This window comes from Brevibacillus sp. IT-7CA2 (assembly GCF_949767855.1).
GTDB lineage: Bacteria > Bacillota > Bacilli > Brevibacillales > Brevibacillaceae > Brevibacillus.
Map to the genome: position 1 here is coordinate 74760 of NZ_CATKQT010000006.1, position 24392 is coordinate 99151.

General features: G+C 47.5%; 22 protein-coding genes and 1 riboswitch. Of the genes, 5 read left to right on the top strand and 17 right to left on the bottom strand.

Annotated features, from left to right (window positions below):
• Position 1: 1 nt before the first annotated feature.
• The 5 genes from ACM6JA_RS04135 to ACM6JA_RS04155 form a co-directional block, all read right to left on the bottom strand.
• A complete protein-coding gene (locus tag ACM6JA_RS04135; protein ID WP_414851315.1) occupies positions 2–469 on the bottom strand; it encodes a RidA family protein in 468 nt (155 codons plus the stop codon).
• 184 nt (positions 470–653) lie between these two features.
• Positions 654–1466, bottom strand: coding sequence for a heme ABC transporter ATP-binding protein (locus ACM6JA_RS04140; RefSeq protein ID WP_414851316.1), 813 nt, complete (start codon positions 1464–1466; stop codon positions 654–656).
• A complete protein-coding gene (locus ACM6JA_RS04145) occupies positions 1463–2476 on the bottom strand; it encodes a FecCD family ABC transporter permease (RefSeq protein WP_414851358.1) in 1014 nt (337 codons plus the stop codon). The genes ACM6JA_RS04140 and ACM6JA_RS04145 overlap by 4 nt, the downstream gene beginning before the upstream one ends.
• Positions 2477–2545: 69 nt before the next feature.
• Positions 2546–3535, bottom strand: coding sequence for an ABC transporter substrate-binding protein (locus ACM6JA_RS04150; RefSeq protein WP_414851317.1), 990 nt, complete (start codon positions 3533–3535; stop codon positions 2546–2548).
• Positions 3536–3732: 197 nt separating this feature from the next.
• Positions 3733–3933, bottom strand: a riboswitch (cobalamin riboswitch).
• A gap of 16 nt (positions 3934–3949) precedes the next feature.
• On the bottom strand, positions 3950–5041 hold the full coding sequence (locus ACM6JA_RS04155) for a M24 family metallopeptidase (protein ID WP_414851359.1): 1092 nt from the start codon (positions 5039–5041) through the stop codon (positions 3950–3952).
• A gap of 124 nt (positions 5042–5165) precedes the next feature.
• Between ACM6JA_RS04155 and ACM6JA_RS04160 the strand changes: the two genes are divergently transcribed.
• Positions 5166–5936: an alpha/beta fold hydrolase gene (locus tag ACM6JA_RS04160; RefSeq protein WP_414851318.1), complete on the top strand. Its 771-nt coding sequence runs from the start codon at positions 5166–5168 to the stop codon at positions 5934–5936.
• Positions 5937–5994: 58 nt separating this feature from the next.
• On the opposite strand, the gene ACM6JA_RS04165 is transcribed toward ACM6JA_RS04160, so the two are convergent.
• From ACM6JA_RS04165 to gpr, 8 genes are all read right to left on the bottom strand, one after another.
• Positions 5995–6900 (bottom strand): ABC transporter permease, encoded by a 906-nt coding sequence (locus tag ACM6JA_RS04165; protein WP_414851319.1) that lies wholly within the window; start codon positions 6898–6900, stop codon positions 5995–5997.
• A gap of 16 nt (positions 6901–6916) precedes the next feature.
• Complete coding sequence (locus ACM6JA_RS04170; protein ID WP_414851320.1) at positions 6917–7927, bottom strand: ABC transporter permease; 1011 nt, start codon at positions 7925–7927, stop codon at positions 6917–6919.
• Positions 7928–8020: 93 nt separating this feature from the next.
• On the bottom strand, positions 8021–9673 hold the full coding sequence (locus tag ACM6JA_RS04175; RefSeq protein WP_414851321.1) for an ABC transporter substrate-binding protein: 1653 nt from the start codon (positions 9671–9673) through the stop codon (positions 8021–8023).
• A 112-nt stretch (positions 9674–9785) separates the two neighbouring features.
• The gene (locus ACM6JA_RS04180; protein WP_007727736.1) at positions 9786–10757 is read right to left on the bottom strand and encodes an ABC transporter ATP-binding protein; all 972 of its coding nucleotides are present in this window, start codon (positions 10755–10757) and stop codon (positions 9786–9788) included.
• An 18-nt stretch (positions 10758–10775) separates the two neighbouring features.
• The gene (locus ACM6JA_RS04185; protein ID WP_414851322.1) at positions 10776–11744 is read right to left on the bottom strand and encodes an ABC transporter ATP-binding protein; all 969 of its coding nucleotides are present in this window, start codon (positions 11742–11744) and stop codon (positions 10776–10778) included.
• Positions 11745–12057: 313 nt separating this feature from the next.
• Positions 12058–12366 carry a YqxA family protein gene (locus ACM6JA_RS04190; RefSeq protein WP_007727739.1) on the bottom strand — a complete coding sequence of 103 codons (309 nt, stop codon included), beginning with the start codon at positions 12364–12366 and terminating at the stop codon, positions 12058–12060.
• Between the two features lie 5 nt (positions 12367–12371).
• Complete coding sequence (spoIIP, locus tag ACM6JA_RS04195; protein WP_007727742.1) at positions 12372–13550, bottom strand: stage II sporulation protein P; 1179 nt, start codon at positions 13548–13550, stop codon at positions 12372–12374.
• A gap of 140 nt (positions 13551–13690) precedes the next feature.
• Positions 13691–14791 (bottom strand): GPR endopeptidase, encoded by a 1101-nt coding sequence (gene gpr, locus ACM6JA_RS04200; RefSeq protein ID WP_414851324.1) that lies wholly within the window; start codon positions 14789–14791, stop codon positions 13691–13693.
• Positions 14792–14969: 178 nt separating this feature from the next.
• Here gpr and rpsT point away from each other — a divergent pair, with 178 nt between their 5' ends.
• The gene (gene rpsT / locus ACM6JA_RS04205; protein ID WP_005833151.1) at positions 14970–15245 is read left to right on the top strand and encodes a 30S ribosomal protein S20; all 276 of its coding nucleotides are present in this window, start codon (positions 14970–14972) and stop codon (positions 15243–15245) included.
• A 64-nt stretch (positions 15246–15309) separates the two neighbouring features.
• On the opposite strand, the gene holA is transcribed toward rpsT, so the two are convergent.
• From holA to ACM6JA_RS04225, 4 genes are all read right to left on the bottom strand, one after another.
• Entirely contained in the window at positions 15310–16347 is a 1038-nt protein-coding gene (gene holA / locus ACM6JA_RS04210) for a DNA polymerase III subunit delta (RefSeq protein ID WP_414851325.1), read from the bottom strand.
• A gap of 241 nt (positions 16348–16588) precedes the next feature.
• Positions 16589–17449: an anti-sigma factor family protein gene (locus ACM6JA_RS04215; RefSeq protein ID WP_414851326.1), complete on the bottom strand. Its 861-nt coding sequence runs from the start codon at positions 17447–17449 to the stop codon at positions 16589–16591.
• Complete coding sequence (locus ACM6JA_RS04220; protein WP_007727758.1) at positions 17449–17994, bottom strand: RNA polymerase sigma factor; 546 nt, start codon at positions 17992–17994, stop codon at positions 17449–17451. Before ACM6JA_RS04220 ends, ACM6JA_RS04215 begins: the two co-directional genes overlap by 1 nt.
• A gap of 53 nt (positions 17995–18047) precedes the next feature.
• On the bottom strand, positions 18048–20450 hold the full coding sequence (locus tag ACM6JA_RS04225; protein WP_414851327.1) for a DNA internalization-related competence protein ComEC/Rec2: 2403 nt from the start codon (positions 20448–20450) through the stop codon (positions 18048–18050).
• Positions 20451–20654: 204 nt separating this feature from the next.
• Here ACM6JA_RS04225 and asnB point away from each other — a divergent pair, with 204 nt between their 5' ends.
• From asnB to comER, 3 genes are all read left to right on the top strand, one after another.
• Positions 20655–22580 (top strand): asparagine synthase (glutamine-hydrolyzing), encoded by a 1926-nt coding sequence (asnB, locus tag ACM6JA_RS04230; protein WP_414851328.1) that lies wholly within the window; start codon positions 20655–20657, stop codon positions 22578–22580.
• Between the two features lie 119 nt (positions 22581–22699).
• Complete coding sequence (locus ACM6JA_RS04235; RefSeq protein WP_414851329.1) at positions 22700–23404, top strand: helix-hairpin-helix domain-containing protein; 705 nt, start codon at positions 22700–22702, stop codon at positions 23402–23404.
• A gap of 74 nt (positions 23405–23478) precedes the next feature.
• Positions 23479–24312, top strand: coding sequence for a late competence protein ComER (comER, locus tag ACM6JA_RS04240; protein WP_414851330.1), 834 nt, complete (start codon positions 23479–23481; stop codon positions 24310–24312).
• The last annotated feature ends 80 nt before the right edge of the window (positions 24313–24392 follow it).

Below are 24392 nucleotides of genomic sequence, written 5' to 3' on the forward strand. Positions count from 1 at the left end.
CTTACCCCTCGTTCACTTCCACAATCATCTCAATTTCGATTGGGTTGTTAAACGGAAGAACAGATGTCCCAGCTGCTGCTCTCGCATGCTTGCCCACTTCACCAAAAATTTCGATGAGAAAATCAGAAGCTCCATTAATCACCCGCGGCTGCTCGTAGAAATCAGGGGCGCTGCTGACGAGTGCGAACAGCTTAACAATTCGTGTGATTCGATCCAAATCACCAATCTCGCTTTTCAAAATTGCTAGCAGATTAAGAGCCGTGACCTTTGCAGCCTCATAGCCCTGCTCGATCGTCACATCCTCTCCCAACCTGCCCAGATACATCGGGCTCCCATTTACGTAGCACCCCGCACCAGATGTATAAATGACATTGCCAGTCTGTACACATGACACATAATTCGCCATGGTTGGAGGAACTGGCGGCAACTCAAACCCTAACTCTTTTAATCGTTGTTCCACTTTGGACATAAGGCCATCACCTCATCATCATTTTCATTCCTTTCTTTAAACATACTATTCTGTAAATTCATCTTCAACAATTTTTTGTATGATAAAAAATTTATTTGAAAACCATAAGCCGTCCGCTTAACAAAAAAGGACGCCGACTAGGCATCCCCTCGTATGAAAATCAAAGATAAGCAACTTGACCCTATCAGTTGGCCCCACTCATTACCTTCTGGATAGATGGCTTCACACGGATCGCTTCCGAGTAGAAATACACATGTTTTTTGCCTGTAATAGGATGCGTCGTCACTTCTGTCTCTACTCCGAAAACATCCCGTATCAGATTGGGTGTCAAGACTTCCTCTGGCGTCCCCGATGTAACGATTTCCCCTTCACAGATTACGTACAGCCGATCACAGTACATTGCAGCGATATTGAGATCATGCAACGAGGACAAGACCGTAATCCCAAGATTTTTGACCAGATCCATCACCTGCAACTGATATCGAACATCCAAATGATTCGTCGGTTCATCAAGGACAAGAAACTGGGCTTGCTGCACCAAAGCTCTGGCAATCAGCACCCGCTGCTTCTCCCCACCCGATAGACTGAAAAAACTGCGATCAGCGTATGTATGCATCCCTACCCGCTGTAGTGCTTCTTCACAAATTTGAACGTCTTCTGCGTTATCGGACTGAAATAGTCGCTTATGCGGGGCACGTCCCATATTCACGATTTCGGTTACCGAAAAATCGAATTCAACAGAGGTCTCCTGCCGTACTGCCGCCATTCGCTGAGCGTTTTGACGCGAGGTTAACTTATACACGTCATCGCCATTAAGCGAGATCCATCCCGAACGTGGCTTCAATACACGATAAATGCTTTTTAGCAACGTGGACTTCCCGCTGCCATTCGGCCCGATCAGCCCCACAAACTCTCCGGAGCGTACCTCTAGACTGACGTTTCGAAGGATTCCCTTTTTTTCCAGCTCGACCGATATATTCTCAACCAACAAATTCATCGTCCGCTACCTCCAAAGGAATAAGAACTCCGCAACATCAACCAGATAAAGAATGGACCTCCACACAGCGCTGTCAAAATACCAATCGGCAGCTCTTCCGGTGCAAATGCGAGCCTGGCGACTACATCAACCCAGATGAGAAATATCGCGCCAAATAAAGCGCTGACAGGAAGAACACGTCTGTGATCTGATCCGACCATCACACGGACGATGTGGGGCATCATTAATCCAACAAAACCGATTGATCCCGCGATGGACACGATCACCCCCGTGAGAAGTGCGGTGATCACGAGGAGAAGCTTGCGGAATTGTACCGTATTAACCCCCAATGTCCCAGCTGACTCCTCGCCCATCAGCATCGCATTGAGCGAGCGGTATTGGGCCATTAAAATGATGAGACAGATGACGACAATCAATGTAGGGATCGTCAGGTACTCCCATTTCCCGCCTGCCAAACTACCACTTAACCAAAACAGGACCGTCCCAATTCCATGCTCATTCGGCGCTGAAAAAACAAGGAGACTGGTAATGGCCGACAAGATCGCAGATATCGCAATTCCAGCCATAAGCAGGCGTACCGTCGAGTTTTGTCCTCCAATACGGGATAGCGTAAAAATAAGAATGATTGACACAAGGGAGCCTGTAAAAGCGCCAAAAGATAGCGCATACTGCCCATACATGCTGAATGCTCCGAATATAATCACCGAGGTAGCTCCAACCGAAGCACCTGAAGATACTCCTAACACATACGGGTCAGCCAGGGAGTTGCGAACCAACGACTGGATCGCTACTCCCACGACAGACAGACCTGCGCCGACGATCGCCCCCAAAAGTACACGCGGAAAGCGAATATCCCAAATAATCGTTTGCTCCCCTTTGGACCAATCCGCCTCAATCCACTGGGTCAACATCGGAATTTTTGATAAGGCGATTTTCCATACCGTTGTCGGCTTAATCTCCACTGATCCCAAGGTAACTGCGAACGTAATGGAGAGGAAGAGTCCGACCAGTAGAGTAATGATGATATAAGGTAACTTGATCTGTTGCAGTGCTATTCCCTCCCTTAAAAGGGGCGTACTCTATTTGAATTTATCCGGGTAGAGTCCTTCCGCCAAAATTTTCAGCGCAATCGGTGCTCGAACGCCTTCAGAAGCCGCAGACAATGGCAATACCATTAGTCGTTGATTTTTAATCGCCGGGATATCCGCCAGTTCTTTTTTGGACAAAAGGAAATTACGTTTTTGCTCAACGGTTCTATCACCGTAGTCTACGATAATAATCACGTCTGGATTGCGACTCACTACTTGTTCCCAACTAACCTCTGCCCAACCCTTTTGAATGTCATCAAAAATGTTCTTACCGCCAGCAGTCTTGATTAAGGACGTCATGTAGTTGTTAGCTGCTGTGAATGGTTTATCTTCCCCGTTGTCGTACACGAACACGTTAAGTGGCTCGTCCACCTTGCCAATTTTACTAAGCGTTTGGTCCATTTCACTCTTCATTTTATTGATCAAATCATTGGCTTTGTCTTCCACACGGAAAATGCGTCCAATATTCGTAATGTCTGCAAACACATCGTCGATTGTCGGGCCAGGCATGCTAGATGACGCTTGCAGGTAAGATTTGATGCCGAGCTTTTCCAAATCCTGCATCGATCCTACACCTTTTTCTCCGAATCCACTTTTCCATCCGGCGTACACGAAGTCTGGGTTCGCTGCCATCAACACTTCTTTGGTTGGATACTTATCAGACAGTACCGGAATCTTGTCGTAATCTGCTTTTAACTCTGGAAGGATTTCATCGTCTAGGTAAGCGGTTCCGACCATTTTATCAGCAAGGCCCAATGTCAGCATGATTTCGGTGACGTGCTGGTTCAATGTCACGGCACGCTCAGGTGCTGTTGGATAAGTCATTTCGATACCATTATTGGTTAGTGTTACTGGCTTGCCTTCTGCTGCTGGAGCAGCTGTTTGTTCTGTTTTGGCTGGAGCTTGTGTTGTCGTAGTGGAGCCGCATGCCGAAACCAAAAGCATGGCAGCTGTCATGATACCGAAAGCTAGTCCTTTCATTACTGTATGTGATTTGTTTGCCTTAAACACCTGAAATCCCCTTTTCTGTATGTATATGATGGGTTGAACGAAATCCTCCACAAAAAAAGCACCCCCATTTCAATCGGGAGGTGCATGACAAACGTAGATGTAGCTATAAGCAGGCACAAAGTGCCCTTTCATAGACTGCTTCCACATCTGCCCCATCCTCGTGGGTCGATTGTAAATGATCGCATGGCAGGTCTCCTGGCTTACGGATCAACACACCCAGCTACCTTCCCATTTTTCGTCTCGCAAAAAACAGTGGCTATACGCTAGGCGCTCCTCGTTACAGTGGCGGGACCGCGCCGGTTTCTCACCGGACTTCCCTTTTAAGCTGACGGCATATGCCATCCAGCACCATTCGATACGTATTCAATTTTTATGATTTATTCATTAGTTGATAGAAGTCAGTTTTTTCGGGAACTGCGTGAGAATTTCAACGCCCGTTTCCGTAACCAATACATCGTCTTCAATCCGCACTCCGCCTACACCTGGCAGATAGATGCCTGGCTCGATCGTAAAGACCATCCCTGGACGAAGCACTTCTTGGTTCTGACTGTGAACAGACGGATATTCATGTACATCCATCCCAAGTCCATGCCCCAGACGGTGCATGAAGTATTCTCCGTAGCCTTTTGCAGTGATGACATCGCGAGCGGTTTTATCCAAATGCGCAAAGGTCACACCCGGACGAATCTCAGCAATTGCCGCTTCGTTGGCAGCCAATACCGTCTCGTAAATTTCTTGTAGCTGGGCACTGATCTCGCCTACAGCAAAGGTACGGGTAATATCGGATACATATCCGTTCGCTGCTACCCCGATATCAAACAAAAGCAAGTCGCCTTCTTGAACCTGGCGCGTTCCTGGTTTCCCGTGTGGCAGTGCTGACTTCTCCCCTGCCAATACCATGGATGTAAAGGATGGACCTTCCGCACCCAAGCGCTTCATCTGGAATTCCAGCTCAGCGACGATTTCCGTCTCGGTTATGCCTGTCTTGACTTTTTTCAGGGTCTCCCGCAAGGAATCCTCGACCAACTGAACAGCATGCTTCAGACGATCCACTTCATCCGCGGATTTGATCAAACGCATTTCACGCAGTGGCTCTTCCACGTCCACATAGCTCGACGCCAGAACAACTTGTCCAAGTGCTTCATAGCGCTCGACAGTCATATGACTTTTCTCAATACCGAGCTTCGTCAAGTTCGCTGGCAATACTTGCTTGAGGATTTCATACGGGTTTTGGATATCCGTATGTGTATGGATATCTTGAACGAACGAAGCCTCTGCCGCTGCCTCACGATCAAGAGCAGGTACAATTAAAGAAGGTTTTCCCTCAGCAGGAATAACGAGACCCATAAAACGTTCATGCGGGTCTGTAAAAAATCCGGTCAAATAGTAGACGTGCTTGGGAGAGGTAATCAACACCGCGTTCAGCTCTTGCTCTGTCAAAAACGTGTGGAGCTTCGAAATGCGCTCTTGAAACAACTTCTTCACCCTGCTTTCACCAATTATTCTATTGCGAGAATACCACTTCCCCATCAAAAAAAGAAGACTTCAATTGAAAAATCTACTTCGTATCGGACAACCTAAGGGTGGGGTGAAAACGAAAATGGAACAAATACTCGTTCATCAGGATGGCAAGCAGTTTGCTTTTCACATATCGGGAAAAGGCAAGCCGTTATTGTGTATCCATGCGCCATGCATCGGCTCTCTCAATTTTGTTTATCAGCAAACACTCGCAGATACATATCAGCTCATTGTCCCTGATTTGCCCGGACACGGCGACAGTTCACCGATGGAGAAGCCCTTTTCCATTGGGGAGCTGGCAGAACAGCTCCATAAGCTGATCCCGTCACTCGGCATTGAACGTCCCTTTATTTTGGGGTACTCCCAAGGTGCTTCTATCGCCCTTGAATACTGTCTTCGCTATCCTGATCATGCACAAGGCGGTATACTCGTGAGCGGTTTTTCCGAAGTGAATGACCTGTATTTACATGGACGATTTTGGATGGGGCAGGCGTTGTCGATGCTTTACGGAGTTCCTCTTCTTGCCCGTTCGATTGCTTCCTCACATGTCAATGACCCAGAAATGCGTGAAAAATGGACGGCGCACGCCTCCAAAACAGATCCTACTAGCCTGAAATACCTTTACGCTGCCGGACATCGTTATCGATGTACGGAACGTCTGGGCAACATCCAGCTTCCGATTTTACTTGCCTATGGCGAACAAGATCAACGGATGCACCATTATGCGCAGATGCTTACCATGAAATTGCCAAAAGCAAAACTCGAGATGATCCCTAACGTGAAGCATCAGGTCATCACGAAAGCTGCTCCTGCTTTCAATCAGTTGTGCCGCACCTTCATAGAAGAAGGGTAAAACAAGAAAAGACAGAAGGCCGGGCACCTTCACCCCCTTCTGTCTTTTTGCGATTGGACTAGCTCTTCATCCGCGGGTCTAGTGCATCGCGCAAGCCGTCCCCGATTAAGTTAAAGCCGAGAACTGTCAGCATGATAGAGAGCCCTGGAAAAATAACAGTCCATGGTGCTTTCTGAATGTACTGACGTGAATCAGCAAGCATTTTTCCCCATTCCGGTTCTGGCGCTTGTGCTCCCAGTCCGAGAAAGCCAAGTGCAGCTGCTTCGATAATCGCTGTGGCGATCCCCATCGTCCCAGTCACAATGATTGGTGCAAGGCTGTTCGGCAAAATATGCTGCATGATAATCCGGGAATTTTTCATCCCGATTGCCCGTGCGGCCATGACGAATTCTTCTTCCTTCAAGCTCAATACGCGGGCGCGTACCAAGCGACCAAATGTCGGAATGTTAATAATCGCAATCGCAATCAAGGCGTTTTGCAAAGAAGGCCCCAAGATGGCAACAACGGCAATCGCCAAAAGAATACTTGGAAAGGCAAGCATAATATCAAAGAGACGCGAAATGATCGTATCGATCCATCTGCCATAGTATCCTGCCAAAAGACCGAGCAAGGTCCCTGCGAGAACGGAGCCAATGACAGAGAACGTCCCTACCCACAAGGAGATTTGTGCCCCATAAATAACGCGACTAAACACATCGCGACCATTGTAATCTGTTCCAAACCAATGCTCTTCGGAAGGTGGCTTGTTTTTCATTACGAGCTGGCCTTCGTCGTACGGATACGGAGCAATCCATGGAGCTAAAACCGCCACAACAATGAAAAACAAAATAATCCCGAAGCCCACCAGCGCCAGCTTGTTTTTTCGTAGCGCCCTCCATGCATCCTTCCAAGGAGAGACTACTTCTTCTTGCTTCACTTTTAAAGGTACTACCTGTGCTTGTGGTTGTAATTGTGGTTGTGCCATGTCTCTTCGTCCCTCCTTAGCGATATTTGATGCGTGGATCGATATAGGCGTACAGAAGGTCGACCAAGAGATTGATCAGGACGAAAATCGTCGCGATCACAAGGATACCGGATTGGATAACAGGATAGTCACGGTTTCCAATGGCGGTCACAATATAACGACCGACACCTGGCCATCCGAAGATCGTCTCTGTCAAAACGGCTCCACCTAGCAGCAACCCGGTTTGCAAACCAATTACCGTCAAGACAGGGATCATCGCATTTTTCAGCGCATGCTTGTACACGACCCAAAACTGTGTCAGACCTTTTGCACGAGCGGTTCTGACATAGTCGGCACGCATGACTTCCAACATGCTCGAACGAGTGATACGCGCAATGATCGCCATTGGGATCGTACCTAACGCGATTCCTGGCAGGATCAAATGCTTGATGACTTCCCATAGCTGATCCCACTGACCAGCGATCATCGTATCCAGTATATAAAAGTGCGTAATGGCCTCTACGGGATTACGCGAATCGTCGCGACCAACTGATGGCAGCCATTTTAGCTCTTGGGCAAACACCCACTGCTCCATCAAACCTAGCCAGAAAATTGGCATGGATACACCAATCAAGGCGATCAACATCGCACAGTAGTCAAACCAGGAGTTTTGCTTCCACGCAGAAAGAATCCCTGCATTTACACCGATAAACACCGCAATCAACATACTCACAATCGTAAGTTCAGTCGTCGCCGCCAAATAAGGCAAAATTTCATCTGAGATCGGCGCATTCGTTTGCAACGATTCCCCAAGATTTCCACTCAAAATATCTTTCATATAATCGAAATACTGTATGTACCACGGATTATTCAAACCCAATGCCTCTCGTATGTCTGCAATCGCTTGTGGTGTTGCCTTTTCTCCCAAAATCGTCAAAGCCGGATCACCAGGGATGGCACGAATAATGGAAAAAACGATGATTGACATGCCCACTAAGACAGGAATGAGCATTAAAATTCTTCGAATGCTGTAAGCTAGCAATGCCATCTCCTCGCCTTCCTGCATAAAATAATCGCCAAATAATGAAAGAAGGGTAAGAAGAGGTATGCACTCCTCTTACCCTTTTACCTATGAATCAGCTTACTTGAAATCTACCTTTTCCAAACTTTCAGTCCCTTTTGGATGCGGGTTGTAATCTACGATATTCGCTTTTCCTGCCAATGCTGGTGTAGAGTGTGCAAGTGGAACCATTGGCACGTCTTTGAAGATGATCTCTTGTACTTGTTTGTACAATTTTTCACGCTCTGCTTGGTCTGGAGTGGACTGTGCTTTCATCATCAATTGATGTGCTTCTTCGTTTGCCCAGCGTGTATTGTTGTTGCTACCGATGCTGTTTTTGTCTAGCAACACAGCCAGGAAGTTGTCAGGATCGCCATTGTCACCTGTCCAACCAAGCATGAACATTTCTTGCTCACCCAAGCGAGTCTTTTCCAAATACGTTGCCCATTCCATCGTCACGATCTCAGCATCAACCCCGATTTTCTTCAGGTCTTGCTGGATTGCCTCAGCAATCTTCACACCTTCTGGCATGTATGGACGCGGTACTGGCATTGCCCAGAACTTGATTTTGAAACCGTTTGGATGTCCTGCTTCTGCAAGCAATTGTTTTGCTTTATCGAGGTTGAACTCACGATCTTTAATATCGTTGTTATGTCCCCACATGGTCTTTGGCATTGGGTTGACTGCTGGTTCTCCAACGCCATCGAAGAAGGCCGTTACGATTTCAGGTTTGTTAATCGCGTAGGCAATTGCTTCACGAACTTTTGGATTGTCGAGTGGCTTCTTCTCTACGTTAAAGCCAATGTAACCAATGTTATTAGTAGGACGGAGGAATAGTTGCAGGTCTTTGTTGTCTTTTACTGCTGGGATATCATCTGTGTTCAGACCATCCATCAAGTCGATCTCACCAGATGCCAAAGCAGTCAGACGTGCCGTATTTTCCGGAATGACCTTGAATACCAATTTATCCAGCTTCGGATATCCTTGGTTCCAGTAATCAGGGTTTTTCTCGAGCGTGATCGTGTCGTTGCGCTTCCACTCTACGAATTTGAAAGGCCCTGTACCGATTGGGTGCTCATTGAATTTCTTAACATCCTTTTTCAATGCTTCAGGAGAACCAATCGCGAAAGGAGACATCGCAAGGTTAGCAAGGAATGGAGCCAATGGACGAGTCAAGGTGAATTTTATAGTGGTTGGATCGACTGCTTCCACAGATTTGATAATGTGATTCGCGTCACCTTTGTATCCACCGAATTGGCTGATGTAATACTCGAAGCCCTCTGGTGAATGCTGTGGATGGCTCTTGTCGCTCCAGCGCTCAAAGTTGTATTTGACCGCCTCTGCATTGAAATCCGTTCCATCGTGGAATTTCACGCCTGATTTCAGTGTCAGCGTATAAACGAGACCATCAGATGATACTTCCCATTTATCAGCCAACGATGGAGCAAGCTCTGTTGAACCATCCGCGAAGCCAATCAATGTATCCATAACGTTCTCTGTTACCTTAAATGTCTCACCATCTGTTTGCGTGATTGGGTCAAGCCCTTTTGTGTCTGCACCGCGACCGACGATTAATTGCTTCGGTCCAGTTTTTGCAGGCTCAGTTGCAGGTGCCGGAGTTTCTGTCTTTGGTTGTTCTGCCGGCGCTTGTGTCGTAGTGCTAGAGCATCCAGCAATCAGCATGGCCAGCGCTACTAGGCTGGTCATGGTTGCGGAGAGAACTCTCTTCTTCATGAAAACATCCCCCTTTTTCTAATAATGTTCGCATGTTCCTTTTTGGTAGATGGTCGGTCGATACAATACCTCCTGCTTTGCATCCCCCCTTTACAAGACTCCCTTTTGTCGATTAGGACTTGTATAAGTGACAAGCAACAAAGTGACTGTCTCCTGTGTCCGCAAATTCTGGTCGCACAGTACGACACTCCTCTGTTACATGGGGACACCTCGTATGGAATGTACAGCCACTTGGAGGTTTGGCAGGGCTCGGCACATCTCCCTGGAGGATAACTCTTTCTCGTACCGCATCAGGGTCTGGCGAAGGTACCGCCGACAGTAGTGCTTTCGTATACGGATGGAGCGGATTGGAATACAATTGGCTACTCGTCGTCAGCTCGACAATTCTGCCAAGGTACATCACGCCTACCCGATCACTGATATGACGCACTACACTTAAATCGTGGGCAATGAACAAGTATGTAAGGCCGAATTCGCGTTGCAAATCCTGCATGAGATTGAGCACCTGCGACTGAATGGACACGTCCAGTGCAGACACAGGCTCATCCGCAACGATCAATTTAGGCTTGAGCATCAACGCTCTCGCAATGCCGATCCGCTGCCTTTGTCCTCCGCTGAATTGATGCGGATAGCGGCTAGCGTGATAGCTGCTCAGACCAACGATCTCCAACATTTCCTGCACGCGCTTTTTTCGCTCTGCCGAAGAACCCAAACCATGTACAATCAAGGGCTCTTCCAAAATTTTCTCAATATTATGTCTAGGGTTGAGTGAAGCAAACGGGTCCTGAAAGACAATTTGCATGTCACGTCGCATCTTTCTCATCGCGTCTGTGGAAAGCGACATGACATCTGTCCCGTCAAAGTTGATTTCACCGGAAGTAGGTTCAATCAGCCGTAGCAAGGAACGTCCCGTCGTGGACTTTCCACAGCCACTCTCACCTACCAGCCCCAAAGTTTCTCCACTCTTAACGGTAAACGATACATCATCTACCGCCTTTACTACACCTACTTCCCCTCCAAGAACACCGCCTGTGATTGGGTAGTATTTTTTCAAATTTTTTACGATCAGAAGATCTTCAGCCACCTGCATGCTCCTCTCGGGTTATTCGGTCAGCCAGCAGCGGGAAAGGTGATTGTCCCCTACCACTTTTAATTCTGGCATCTCACTGCGGCATCGGTCTGATACTTTATCGCATCTAGGTGCAAAACGGCATCCGACAGTAAGCGAACCCGGAATCGGGACGTTGCCTGGAATTGAATAGAGACGCTCCTGTGATTCTTCCAGCTTCGGCAACGAATTCAACAAGCCGATCGTATAAGGATGCTTCGGATTTTTTAAGATCGTACGAACATCGCCTTGTTCAATCACGTTGCCTGCGTACATCACCACGACGCGATGACACATTTCCGCAACGACCCCAAGATCGTGGGTAATGAGGAGAATGGCTGTGTCTGCTTCCCGGTTGAGTTGACGCATCAGGTCCAAAATCTGCGCTTGAATCGTCACGTCGAGCGCGGTAGTAGGCTCGTCTGCAATCAAAAGCGCTGGATTGCAAGCCATTGCCATCGCAATCATGACACGCTGCCTCATGCCCCCGGAAAGCTGGTGCGGGTATTCATCGACGATGGCTTCCGCTCGAGGAATTCCGACTTTTTTCAACATCTCAACGGCACGTGCTCTTGCGTCCTTTTTGCTCGCCTTCGTATGTAATCGGACTGATTCTCCTATCTGGTCTCCAATCGTAAACACCGGATTTAACGATGTCATCGGCTCCTGAAAGATCATCGCAATTTCGTTCCCGCGGATGTCTCTCATTCGCTTTTCGTCGACAGATACGAGATCCTCCCCCTTGAATTTAATCGAACCTCCCACGATTCTCCCTGGGGGATTGGGTACTAGCTTCATAACGGAAAGGGAGGTAACGCTCTTTCCGCAGCCGGATTCGCCTACGATACCGACTACTTCTCCTTTTTGTACCGTGATCGTCACGCCATCAACGGCAGGGATTTGGCCGCGGTCCGTGAAAAAGTGCGTTTGCAGGTTTTCAATTTGTAGGACAGGATGTGACACGTGGCTCACCTCTCTCACCGATATATACTTCCAAAATAGACCTTTACGTAGATATTATGACATTTATTCAATTTTTTCGCAACACAATAAATTCAAACTATTACCTCTTTACTGATTAAAAAGAATATTTGACTCCCGTTTGAAAATTATGTAAAAGAAATTTATGATAGCCCTTTCATTGTTGATGTAGCCTCACTTGCTCTGTTTAAGCAGATTGAGTGAAGCATCTGTGGTCGCATGCAAAAGACCCGCTTGTACGGGTCTTTTGTCACTGGGGCTTTCTGCACCCCTTCTTTTTGCGCATAAACCATTTTCACGGTTCAAAAAAACTCCCAACCCAATCGACAAAACTCTGCGCCCCACTTTTAATGCTTCCCCCCAAAGTCAAACCAATCCGACTGACGTAGTTGACCATTTCCTTCGGGTTGGCAGTCTGAACCTGCTTGCCCATTACCGCGATCTCTACTTGCCCTTGGTCCACTTTTTTGATGGAAAAGGTTTGCGCCTGCCCCTCAGGCACTCCACTCACTTTGGATATTCCACGCTCAGCCGTTTGCAATCCCAAAACTACCCCGACCAGCAAGATGATTAACAGTCCAGTCAGCTTCATCGTCACGTTCATGCCCGTCACCTCTTTGCAGGCTCGTCAGAAACTGTTTTGCCTACTTTTTCAGCTTGCTGATAATAGGCTGCGAAAACATCAGCCAATGCTTCTGCCGTATTCTTGCTTTCCTGCACGCTGTTTTCCGTACCACCTATTTCTATTAACAGGCTTCCCGGGGAGAGGGACTGATTATACTCGCCATGATCCGTTTTTGCGCCTTTTTCCATCACGCCACGTGAAAGCTCTGGGTACATTTTTTCCATCAACTCATGAAGCTCTGTTGCAAATGCCTCATTTTTTTCGTAGCTTTTGTTTCTTTTTCCGATGACGAACAATACTCTTCCATACGTTTTTCCTTTGATCGTGACCGTCGTACGATCTCGTGGCGCTGTGTCTCGATGCAGATCGAAGAAGTAGTACAGTTCCTTGTTTTTCTCCGTTGCGGCTTTGACCACTTGCAAAGATTCCGCGTAGGAGAAGGAGTAATGCATTTTTTTGTTCAACAGCTCCTGATAGATGTCGTCGGTGCTCACGTCTGAACCAATTCCTCTGTCATTCAACGCTTCTGATAAATACTTGCTGATTAACGATATATTTCTCGTAGGATGATCGACGGAGGTTCCTACTGGCTTCGTCTCACTAAACCACGATTCCCGATTATGCGAGTTGTAGACGTAAACGATTTTTTTGCCGTTCGTGACTGAATTGGGCACAGGAGCTGGCTTTGTTTCGCCTGACTTCGTGGTATCCTCCGGCTTTGGCTCTACGATCGGAACTACTTGCGATTGATCCGCTACCTGTCTCGGATGGGCGGGATACTCCAAATAAAAATCTGCGAGAGAAGCTCCTTTTCCCTGTACGACAAACCTGGCATCCTCTGTCGTCACCATCCCTGGGAGCTCCCTGCCTAGCAAGCTGCGCAAGTCTCCCGGCTGTATATTGGTTGCCAAGCGAAAGAGAAAACCCGTTACGCTATTCGTGCGATCATCAGCCTGTGCTTGCACCGTTTCGGACAAAACCGGAATTTCCTGCCCCATCCACCCCAAAATCGCCAGACTGGAAATATGAGAAGCGGCCTGTTGAATGGCGGAGGAAGAAATTGCGATTCGGTTCCCGCCGAGCGAAAGCACTCCTGTCATGACAAACAGGAAGGCAGTTATAAAGGAAAGAACAACGAATTGGCGTTGAATGAGGGTCGCCATCTGTCTCACTCCTCTAGCTGTTGCATGGTTGCACGTCGGGAGAACTTCCCCTCGTGCTTGTCTATGCTTTAGCTTATGAGGCTCATAGAGACGATAGAACCCTTTTCTAGCTTTTCTCTCTCACTCTAGCTTTTCACGACTTAGTGGGTATATGAGCCGCTATTTTCTTCATTTACGGCACTGTGCAAGGCGCGATTCAGACCTGTTGCGATCACATTCGCCACGCCTTCAATAAAATCATCAATTTCTTTTGGGGTGACGACCAGATCCTGTCCCAACGGTCGAAGGACCTCATGAACCAGTTGCCGTTTCTCTTCTTCCGGCAGGGAACCTACCAATCCCATAAATGTCTTGCGGGATTCCAAGTCAGGCAAATCCTCTTCCGTGTACGGTTCCTTACGCTCCGGCAGCGTACTCAATGCCAGTTTGTTAAACGCCCGCTTGCTCTCCACCATCGATTGTCCAAAATGCCCCAGCAAATACGTAATCGCATCATTTACAATCGTGGAGGCAAAAACGACCGTAGGGACTCCTATCGCAATCACAGGCACACCAAGTGTCGCCTGATCAATCGCTTTGCGTTTGTTTCCGACCCCTGATCCAGGATGAATCCCAGTATCCGATATTTGAATCGTTGTGTTGACCCTGTGCAAAGCGCGGGACGCAAGGGCATCGATACAAATGACAAAATCGGGTTTGCTTTTTTCCACGACACCAAAAATGATCTCACTCGTTTCTATCCCCGTAATCCCAAGGACACCCGGTGATAGCCCACTAACTTCCCGATAACCTTCGCCGACGGTTTCAGGCGCCAGTGTGTACAGATGGCGTGTAATCAACAAATTTTCCACAACCATCGGTCCCAGCGCATCTGGGGTCACATTCCAGTTGCCGAGACCAACTACGAGAGCCTTTTTGTCCTCAGTGATTCCCAGCTGTTTGAGAAACATCGCAAATTCGACAGAGAATCGCTTGGCCACCTGCTCCTCAATCGATGTATCATTATCCCGCAGCTTGGGCACTTCAATCGTAAGGTAATGCCCCGGGAGCTTACCGATTTCCTTCCCCGCTTCCTCTGTTTCCACATGTAATCTCGTTACTTTCACATTGGGCTCGCTGTCGTCAGCTTGCAGCCAAACGCCCTCAATGCCGCTCTGATTCTGCTGCTGGGCAAGCTCGTGGGCCTCTAAGGCCAGATCCGTACGAATGGAGTAACCAGATAAATCAATGTTATGTGCCATGTTCATCAGCTCCTTTGATCCGAAGTGAAAAAAGTACTGACCATTTTGTTCCTGCTACTAGCTTGCTTGAATCCTTCATTTTTATTCCGAATCCTTTCTTGCAAATGGGTTCGCCCCATGCTAGAATTACTTTGTTGTATGACTGTATATCTATGGTCGTATTAAGGAGGTGACACACATGCCAAACATTAAATCCGCGATTAAACGCACCAAAACAATCGAAAAGCGTCGCGCACACCGTGCTTCTCAAAAGTCTGATCTGCGTACTTCTATCAAGAGCTTTGAGAAAGCTGTCGCTGCTTCCGATGTAGCATTGGCGAAATCTACTCTTCTGGTGGCTGTGAAAAAGCTGGACAAGGCCGCTTCGAAAGGTCTCATTCATAAAAACGCAGCAAACCGTCAAAAGTCTCGTTTGATGAAAAAGCTTAACGTTCTGAGCGCTCCTGTAGCGTAAGAGACCAAGCGCCAAAAAACCCCGTGAACATCTTGTTCTTGGGGTTTTTTTACTGTAAAAATCGTCACGACCGTTTTGTTCGTTCGTCATGTGCACGTGCAATGAATAATTCGAGGGCGAGACGCTTGTCTACTTGCCCTGACTTCATCCGAAAATCTTCTTCCGCCAGAATGCCCAGCAGTTTTTTCAACGACTCCTCAGAAAAATGACGCGCTTGCTCCATTGCTTTTTTCACCGCGTAAGGATGCATTTTTATCATGCCTGCCATCTGTTGCTGCGAATAACCACGCGGAGCCAATTGCTTGACATGCAACAGCATACGGAACTGCCTCGCCAAGAGAGCCAGCAGCTTAATCGGCTCCTCTCCTGTTTTCATGCAGTCGTACATCATCCTGAGTGCCTTGTCCAATCTCCCCGAAGCGACCTGTTCAATCAGCGCAAATACATCCTGCTCCAGCGTACGTGCTCCGAGCAGCTCGATGACCTCGTCCGTGATGCTTTCACCCACCCCGACAAACAGGGCCATCTTTTCGATTTCCTTGTTCAGAAGGCGCAGCTCGGCTCCCACTCGCTCCACAAGCTTCATGGCTTGCTGACGATCGATTTTCGCCTCGTATTTACCCGCTTGCCGCTCTACCCAACCGTACAAATCTCCGTCTTTTAGCAACGGAAAAGGGATCACTTTCGCCTTTTGCTGCAGCGTTTTGACCAGCTTTTTTCGTTCATCGAGCTTGTCAGCTTCTGTATGTAGAATAAGCGTGGTGTAGGGAGGCGGATTTTGCAAATAATCGAGCAAAGCATCCGGGTCGCTTTCTACCTTAGTTGAAGGCTTACTTCCTGTTAAAAAGTAGGCTTGTCTGGCAATCACCAATCGCTGCTCGCCCATAAACGGCAAGGTTTCCGCATCCTGCAGAATTTCGCTCAATCCTGTTTCGGTACAATCATACACGCTCATATTCAAATCCATAAATTCTGGATCAATCATTTCTTTACGAGCCAACGCCAAAAAATCTTCGGCCAGAAAAGACTCTGGACCGTATAAGACGTAGATCGGCGAGAATTGTTTTTGCCGTATTTCGCGAATAGCCGATAGGAGTGGCATACGTTTTCTCCCCTTTCCTTCTTCTTACCTGCGTTATTATAGCACATGTTGATCAGAGCAAAGCGAAAAAAAACCGCCACCAGTGAATCGGTAGCGGTTTTTTTATCCGTTGGCACCTCTATGTAAACGTTTAGGGAAAAGCCCCGGGATTCCTCCTCCCCAAACGGTAAGCAGGGGGTGCTTGATAATGTACTATACGCAAAATCCCCGCAAGCGGTGCCGGTCCATACGCGGAAAAAAGTTAGTCATTATCTTTATTTTTTTTCTTCTCTTTATTTTTTCCCTTGTCTTTCTCCTCTTGCTTGTCCCCGCCGTCGTCCTTATCGTCATTAGCAGGTTCTTTGTCTTCTCTGTCCGGATTCTCCTCCAGTCCGATCGGCCATACCGGTGGCTTATCATCTGTAAGTACTGGCGTTGGAGGTACAGGCTTCTTTTGTGGTGGTGGCGTCGTATTCGTTTGCTTCGGTGGCGGTGTTTGCTTTTTCTTGGTCTTTGCCGGAGGCTTTTTACTCTTCGTCTGCGTAGTTGCTCCACTTGACTTTTTTGTCTTGTCCTCTTCCTCTTTTGAATTCGATGATATTGGATTATTGCTTGGAGGACTGGGAGTATCTGGCCCAGGCGTTTTAGGTTGTTCCACGGCCGCTGGCGTCATGTCCGTTCCGTTCTGGAACGAATCGACTTCCTGCTTCTTACCATCACCGCCCGATAACAGCATGCCAATCAATAGGCTTGCAGCGACGGCCGTACTACCAAGACTAGCCATCCACACTTTCATCCGCTTCCACTTTTTTGATTCCGGCAGCGAAGACGACTCGCGCTTAACTTCCAGAGTGGGCAGGATTTCCTCGTTCACCGTAGATTTCACCGCAGCAGGCTTTGCAGCGGCTGACTCCAGCTTGGGCAGGATAGAATCTACGATGCTGAACGGAGGTACGACAGGGGGCAGATGTTCTAATTGTTGTGACACATCTTTCAAACGGTTGTACATAAGCTGCAGATCAGCATCTTTCTGGATCATCTGATAGAGCAGTTGCTGCTCTGACTCCGAAAGATCTCCATCCAGATCCCGCTGCATGAGTTCAAAAATCTCTTCGTTGGTCATCAACCGATCCCCCCTTTCTGGTAGTCGTATAACAGCTCCTGTAACTGTTGCCTAGCCCGAAATAAATACGACTTTACCGTGTTAAGCGGCAAATCTAGTGCCTCCGCTATTTCTTGATAGGACAAATCCTCTAGATAGCGGAGTACTACAACCATCCGGTATTGCTTTGGCAATCTTCCGATGGCTTCCTGGATGTCATTTGACAGCCCGGTGAGAAGGATTTCTTCTTCTACGTTGTTACGATCAGGAATGATCAACTCGTGCTCGTCAATTGAGACCGTTTCCTTCTTCGCGCGAAATTTATCCATACAAACGTTGCTGACAATGCGTTGTACCCAGGTTGAGAACTTTGCTTTTTCCTGATAGGTGTCCAACTTTCGATAAATTCGAATGAGGACTTCCTGGGATGCATCAAGCGCGTCTTGTTCGTTCCCTAGAATGTAATAAGCGCTTCGGTAAACGGAGGTCTCAATAGATCGAAGCAGTTCGACTAGCGCGTCATGATCCCCGGATTGCGCCATCCTGATCAACTCTGCTTCTGGCATATTCTCTTCTCCCCCCTACAGACGGTTCGCTCATTGAAAAAGTTGCAAACAGATTATGTATCCAATATTTGGGCCTGCCAATATAATCCCGCAGGTGTAATAACCAGCGTAATCGCTCCATGAGCATCAGTCCTGTACACGGCGGAACCCGATTTTTTTAAGCGATACAGTACTTCGGACGATGGATGCCCGTACCGATTTTTCACCCCAGCAGAGATTACAGCAACTTTTGGTGCTGTGACTGCAAGGAGCTCTTCGGTGCTCGAGGTATTGCTTCCATGATGGGCTACTTTCAAAACATCCACAGAAGTCAAACCGTTTTGAACAAGCTGACTTTCCCCATCCTTTTCAATGTCACCCGTAAACAATACAGTCTTGTTGAAAGCAGTCAGCTGGAGTACTACGGATGCATCATTTCCTGAGAAGGTCGATTCACCCGGATGCAGCCACTTCCACTCGATTCCCGGCCCATCTGACCAAGATTGACCCGGGAGCCCGGTTAAAATCGGAACCCCTTCTTGTTGGAAAAGCTGGACAATCTCGCCCTCTAATTTGGAAGGTGCTGTTCCATTCACCAATACCTCTCCAAAAGAAAAATGAGGAATGAGCGATTTTACCCCCCCGATGTGATCCAGATCGCCATGCGTCATGATGACACGATCGATTTTCTCGATTCCTCTGGCCATCAGAAACGGCAGAACGACGTCTTTCCCCACCTCAAATGGGTCACGCTTTTCCATCCATGGTTCAGCAGCTGGGAACCGCATTGTCCCACCCGCATCCATTAAGTATACCTTCTGATCACCAATTTCGACAACGATGGAATCCCCTTGTCCGACATCAAGGAAGGTAATTCGCACTTCTTCGACTCCGGAAAACGGCTGTCTGGCCGCTACAATGAACAACAGAAATATAACGAAAGTAAACATTATATCACGCTTTCGATGATAACCTAATTTCCATAAAATGGGTATCATACTTAAAAAGCAAGTATACAAAACAAGCCACCACCACGAAGGATGCGGCCAATATGTGAAGGGGAGCCTCATTTTTTCAATAGCAAACAGCGGGAGATGAATCCATTTCAGCATAGACGTCGATACCCAAACAGGGATCACCGCCAAAAACGGATGGACGAAATCGAGGACAACCGCAATATACCCGAACGGTAGCGCTATAGCCGAGAGAATCGGTGTCACTACTAAATTGACCAGCCAAGACACAGGTGAAAACAAATGAAAATGGTAGATGAGAAACGGAAAAGAAACGAGCTGGGCTGACATAGTAACCGCCACGAGAGTACGAATCCAGACGGGTACTCGCACAAACACATGCAAGCTGTATGGCACAAAAATAATCAGACCAAGTGTCACCGTAAAGGAAAGTTGAAAACCGACATGCCACAGCTGATAAGGATTCACCACCAGCATCAGAATGAGTGCCCCTGCCCAAACGTCCTTGCCGTCCAACCTCTTTCCAAATACCTGACTGAGAAGACCTACACTCCCCATCAGCCCGGATCGGATCGCGGACGCGCTGGCTCCCACCAGGAGTACATACCCAATCAAGAACAAAATCGTTACGACAAATGCGAGTCTGCGTCTGATCCCAATCCATTCCAAACACCACATAAACATGGAGCTAACCAATGTCACATGCAAACCGGAAATCGCGAGGATATGACTTAAGCCCAAATTCGAATACATGGACGCAAGCTCAGGATTCACCTCTTGTCCAAGACCAAGCAGCAACGACTTCATGTAACCCGCTGTTTCTGCATCTGTAAATAATAATTCAATTCGCTTGGCACCCGAGTCCTGCCATTCTTGAAAGCTCGCCGACACGGAAAAAGCAGGTGTCATATCAACCGCTTGATAGCTTGTTTCCCCTGTGACATGGACACCTTGCCAATACAAATAGCTGGCGTAGTCGAAGGCATGGGGATTGCGCGCAGTAGCTGGTAAGGATAGTCGAATCGGAGCCACGATCACACTGCCACTTCTCCACTGCTCTATTTGTGATGCTTCTTGGAAAGAAGCAAGCTTAACACGAAGCGCGATTTTTTCGAGAGACCGATGCTCATTCTGATCAGGCTTATTTTCACCCCAGGATGTTATCGTGACAAAAAATCGTGCTACATCCCCATCCCTTCTCACAGGTGAATCAATGACACCTTCTATCCAGATCCTCTGCTCCCTTTCTGCCAAAGGTTTTACTTCAGAGCTGTAGAGATTCTCGTACCCATAAAAAAAGAGACCTGCTAGAATAGAAATCAGTGAGTAGCATGCAGCGTATTTGCGGTAAGGTAACGGGATACATGCAACAAGTGCCCATGATACGCCTGCAGCCAACAGGAGCCAAGCAGGATGCAAATAGGCGGAGAAAATGAGGCCGATCATCATCGCTAGGCTTGCTATCCATACTGACACTGCAATCCCCCTGTCTGGTTCTTTCATGAGCCGTTTTGTCGAACGATTCATGGTCTTCTAGGGGAGTATATCTAACCAAATGGGGACAAAAATAGAAAAGAAGAAAGGCTAATTCCCTTGTAGAATCAGCGTTTTCGAGGTCAATCACTGGCACTCATAAGAGATTGCGCTGATGGTCGATACATGATAGAGTTAGCAGGAGCAATCCAGTGAGAGGAAGAGTCATTTCTTATGTGCGGAATCGTATCACTCTATAACAAGCGGCAAATGCCTGTTCAACAAGAAGCGATTAGTGCAATGACGGGTGTCATCCTGCACCGTGGTCCAGATGACGATGGTTTTCACCTTGAAGACAACATCGCCCTGGGCTTTCGTCGTTTAAGCATCATTGACGTGGAAGGCGGACATCAACCGCTGTTTAACGAAACACGTGACATCTGGATTATTGGTAACGGTGAAATCTACAATTACAAAGAGTTACAGCAATGGTTAAAGGACATCGGTCACGTTTTCCATACCGATTCTGATATTGAAACCATCCTCCACCTTTATGAAGAGGTAGGAACAGATGCACCGAAGCATTTGCGCGGGATGTTTGGCTTTACGATCTACGACTCCCGTAAAAAACGTATGTTTGGGGCACGCGACCATTTTGGAATCAAGCCGCTCTACTATGTCGAGACGAATGATTCGATCGGGGTTGCCAGCGAGATTAAAAGCTTGCTGGAGATACCAGGATTCAAGCGTGAAGTGAATCCAACCGCTTTTTATCACTATTTGACATTCCAATATGTACCTGATCCTGAAACGATGTTTGCTGGTATTTACCGTATACCGCCTGCACACTCGTTCGTGATTGAAAACGACCAGATCAAGCTGGAAAGGTACTGGGATGTAGAATTCAAGCCTGATGAAAGCAAACCGTTCTCTTATTTTGTTGAGGGTACGCGCAGTGTCATGCTCGAATCTGTCGACAAACACCGGATTAGCGAGGTTTCACGTGGAGCTTTCTTGTCTAGTGGTGTTGACTCTAGCAGTATCGTTGGGATGTTGCGCACATTCGAACCAGTTAAATCTTTTTCTGTTGGCTCAGATATTCCTGGTTACAGCGAGCTCGATTATGCGAAGCGAACCGCCGCATATTTGGGATCGGAGCATTTCGAGCGCGTTATAAACGCCAAACAGTACATGGATGAATTGCCGCGACTGATCTGGCATCAGGATGAACCGGTAGCAGACCCATCTGCCATCCTGCTCTATTTCGTAGCGCAGATGGCGAGTGAACACGTGACCGTTGTATTGTCCGGTGAAGGTGCAGATGAATTTTTTGGCGGATACAATATTTACAGAGAGCCACATTCACTCAAAATGTTTTCCGGGATGCCTGGCTGGATGCGCCAATCCATCGGATACATGGCTGAACGACTCCCTGATCAGGTAAAAGGGAAAAACTTCCTTATCCGCGGATCGAAAACGGTTGAGCAACGCTTTTTCGGAAACGCACTGATTTTCAGCGAAGAGATGAAAAAACGTGTCGTCATGGAAGATATTACTCGTTCGGAAGCGTATGTATCTCCTTTCACCATTACAGAAGAGATTTACAAACGTGCTTCCGAATATGACGATGTGACCAAGATGCAATACTTGGACATTCACACTTGGCTCAGAGGCAACATTTTGATGAAGGCCGACAAGATGACGATGGCCAATTCTTTGGAGCTGCGAGTGCCTTTCATTGATCTGAAGGTATTTGAATTCGCCGCTACCATTCCAACGAAGTACAAAATTGCCAACGGCACGACCAAGCACGTGCTTCGTGAAGCAATGAAAGACTTCTTACCACCTGAGATCCAAACGAGAAAGAAGCTGGGCTTCCCTGTTCCAACTCGTCATTGGCTTAAAAACGAATTTTACAAATGGGCAAAAGAGATCATTTTCGAATCCAAGGTAGATAATTTGATCAATAAGGCCTATGTGCTGTACATGCTCGATGAACACCGCGAAGGCAATGCGGATTACAGTCGCAAAATCTGGACGATCCTGGTCTTCATGCTGTGGCATCAAATCTTCATTGAGCAAAAGCACAATTTTGAGCCTTATGTCAGCCCGAATGTAGACCATCGCCGCAAAAAAAATTCGCTGCTGCATATTGGCTAACAGCGAAAACGCAATAAATAGATTTGCAGACCCTCTCTTACTTTTCGTAGCATCGTTGATAGAGAACAAGTTCACTCTATGAACGTATCGCTATGTGAAGGACGGGAGGGTTTTTTGTTATGGTGCTGGAATGGTGGGAGCGTTATCGTCGTTTCATCTTGCTGACTGCGGCTGTTCTGTTTGTCGGTTGTAGCTATTGGTTATATCAACGCGACCAATCGCATAAGACTGACGAACTACCGTTGCATGCTCCTGCTTATGCTGCATCGAATGTTGAAACAAAAGAACGGACAGATGATTCAGCAACTGCTCAACCTGCCAAGCCTGTAAAAACGACACCGGAAAAAGATAAAGAAAAGGAACCACTCCCCCCACCTCTCTATGTCGATGTGAAAGGGCAAGTGAAAAATCCCGGTTTATATCAATTCGAACCAGGTACGCGTGTCGCAAATGCCATCGAAAAAGCAGGAGGAGCACTGCCTGATGCTGACCTTGTCCAGATCAATTTGGCAGCGCCGCTCACAGATGGAGCTGCTCTTGTCATCCCGGCTAAAGGGGCAACCGCGCCAGTCTCCGCATCCATTGGCCGTGTACTATCTACTACCAGCGTATCCACCACTGGTGCCTCCTCAGCGATTAATCTCAACACGGCAACTGTCGAACAGCTCATGAGCCTTCCCGGGATTGGAGAAGCACGTGCCAAGGCAATCGTGGATTACCGGTCAAAACAAGGGCCATTTCGTTCAGCGGATGACCTGAAACAGATTGAGGGAATTGGCGAGAAGATGTTTGCACGGATAAAGGATCGGCTGTTGGTACAATGAGTGCTCAGCATCCGGTCATGATCATAGGCACTCCTACATAGAATGGGAAAAGAATATCGGAGGGAGGTATGCCCATGAATAGAATTGGGTTCATTGGTACGGGCAGCATGGGCAGTATCTTGATTGAATCACTGCTGTCAGCCAAGGCGCTGACTCCTAGTCATGTCATTATCAGCAACAGAACCCTTTCAAAGGCGCAGCAACTGGCAGAAAAACATCCCGGGCTCATTGTCGCGCACAGCAATGCCGATTTGGTCAAAGAAGCTACAACGATCGTGCTGTGCGTCAAGCCACTGGAATATAGCGTGATGCTCGAACAAATTGCTCCTGCCTTAACGCAAGACCACCTATTGATTACGATCACCAGTCCGATCAAGCTTGCGGATTTGGAGTCTCAAGTTCCTTGTGCGGTTGCCAGAGTCGTTCCTTCTATAACAAATGCCGTAAGGAGTGGTGTCAGCTTATGTGAATTCGGATCACGAATTCAAGAGGAACAACGTCATTTAATACGAAGTCTGTTTGCCCACATTAGCTCCCCTATAGAGATTTCCGAGCCCTTTTTACGAATTACTTCTGACATTGTCAGTTGCGGGCCAGCGTTTATCAGCTATATTTTGCAGCAAATGATTCAAGAAGCTGTTGAAGAAACTGGCATTTCCACAGAAGCTGCTACCTACATGACTACGCAAATGCTAATTGGGATCGCAGATCTTTTACGCGAAGAAGCGTTCACCCTCCCTACACTGCAAAAGAGGGTCTGCGTGCCTGGAGGAATTACTGGGGAAGGACTAATTCCTTTGCAAGACGGTATTCCCGGTCTTTTCGCCCAAGTATTTCGTCGCACACAAGCCAAGTTTGCCGAGGACCAGGAACTGGTTGCACGAAATTTAAATAATCAGCCGCATTAGTGCAAGACGAAGAAGCTTTGATTTACAAAAAAAAGGAGTGGAAACCTGTCGCTCACAGGCTCCACTCCTCTTCTTATTTC

Excerpts from the sequence above, each read along its gene's own strand:
- ACM6JA_RS04135 (WP_414851315.1), bottom strand. The coding sequence starts at position 469 with ATGTCCAAAGTGGAACAACGATTAAAAGAGTTAGGGTTTGAGTTGCCG.
- ACM6JA_RS04140 (WP_414851316.1), bottom strand. The coding sequence starts at position 1,466 with ATGAATTTGTTGGTTGAGAATATATCGGTCGAGCTGGAAAAAAAGGGA.
- ACM6JA_RS04150 (WP_414851317.1), bottom strand. The coding sequence starts at position 3,535 with ATGAAAGGACTAGCTTTCGGTATCATGACAGCTGCCATGCTTTTGGTT.
- ACM6JA_RS04160 (WP_414851318.1), top strand. The coding sequence starts at position 5,166 with ATGGAACAAATACTCGTTCATCAGGATGGCAAGCAGTTTGCTTTTCAC.
- ACM6JA_RS04165 (WP_414851319.1), bottom strand. The coding sequence starts at position 6,900 with ATGGCACAACCACAATTACAACCACAAGCACAGGTAGTACCTTTAAAA.
- ACM6JA_RS04170 (WP_414851320.1), bottom strand. The coding sequence starts at position 7,927 with ATGGCATTGCTAGCTTACAGCATTCGAAGAATTTTAATGCTCATTCCT.
- ACM6JA_RS04175 (WP_414851321.1), bottom strand. The coding sequence starts at position 9,673 with ATGAAGAAGAGAGTTCTCTCCGCAACCATGACCAGCCTAGTAGCGCTG.
- ACM6JA_RS04190 (WP_007727739.1), bottom strand. The coding sequence starts at position 12,366 with ATGAACGTGACGATGAAGCTGACTGGACTGTTAATCATCTTGCTGGTC.
- spoIIP (WP_007727742.1), bottom strand. The coding sequence starts at position 13,550 with ATGGCGACCCTCATTCAACGCCAATTCGTTGTTCTTTCCTTTATAACT.
- gpr (WP_414851324.1), bottom strand. The coding sequence starts at position 14,791 with ATGGCACATAACATTGATTTATCTGGTTACTCCATTCGTACGGATCTG.
- rpsT (WP_005833151.1), top strand. The coding sequence starts at position 14,970 with ATGCCAAACATTAAATCCGCGATTAAACGCACCAAAACAATCGAAAAG.
- holA (WP_414851325.1), bottom strand. The coding sequence starts at position 16,347 with ATGCCACTCCTATCGGCTATTCGCGAAATACGGCAAAAACAATTCTCG.
- ACM6JA_RS04215 (WP_414851326.1), bottom strand. The coding sequence starts at position 17,449 with ATGACCAACGAAGAGATTTTTGAACTCATGCAGCGGGATCTGGATGGA.
- ACM6JA_RS04220 (WP_007727758.1), bottom strand. The coding sequence starts at position 17,994 with ATGCCAGAAGCAGAGTTGATCAGGATGGCGCAATCCGGGGATCATGAC.
- ACM6JA_RS04225 (WP_414851327.1), bottom strand. The coding sequence starts at position 20,450 with ATGAAAGAACCAGACAGGGGGATTGCAGTGTCAGTATGGATAGCAAGC.
- asnB (WP_414851328.1), top strand. The coding sequence starts at position 20,655 with ATGTGCGGAATCGTATCACTCTATAACAAGCGGCAAATGCCTGTTCAA.
- ACM6JA_RS04235 (WP_414851329.1), top strand. The coding sequence starts at position 22,700 with ATGGTGCTGGAATGGTGGGAGCGTTATCGTCGTTTCATCTTGCTGACT.
- comER (WP_414851330.1), top strand. The coding sequence starts at position 23,479 with ATGAATAGAATTGGGTTCATTGGTACGGGCAGCATGGGCAGTATCTTG.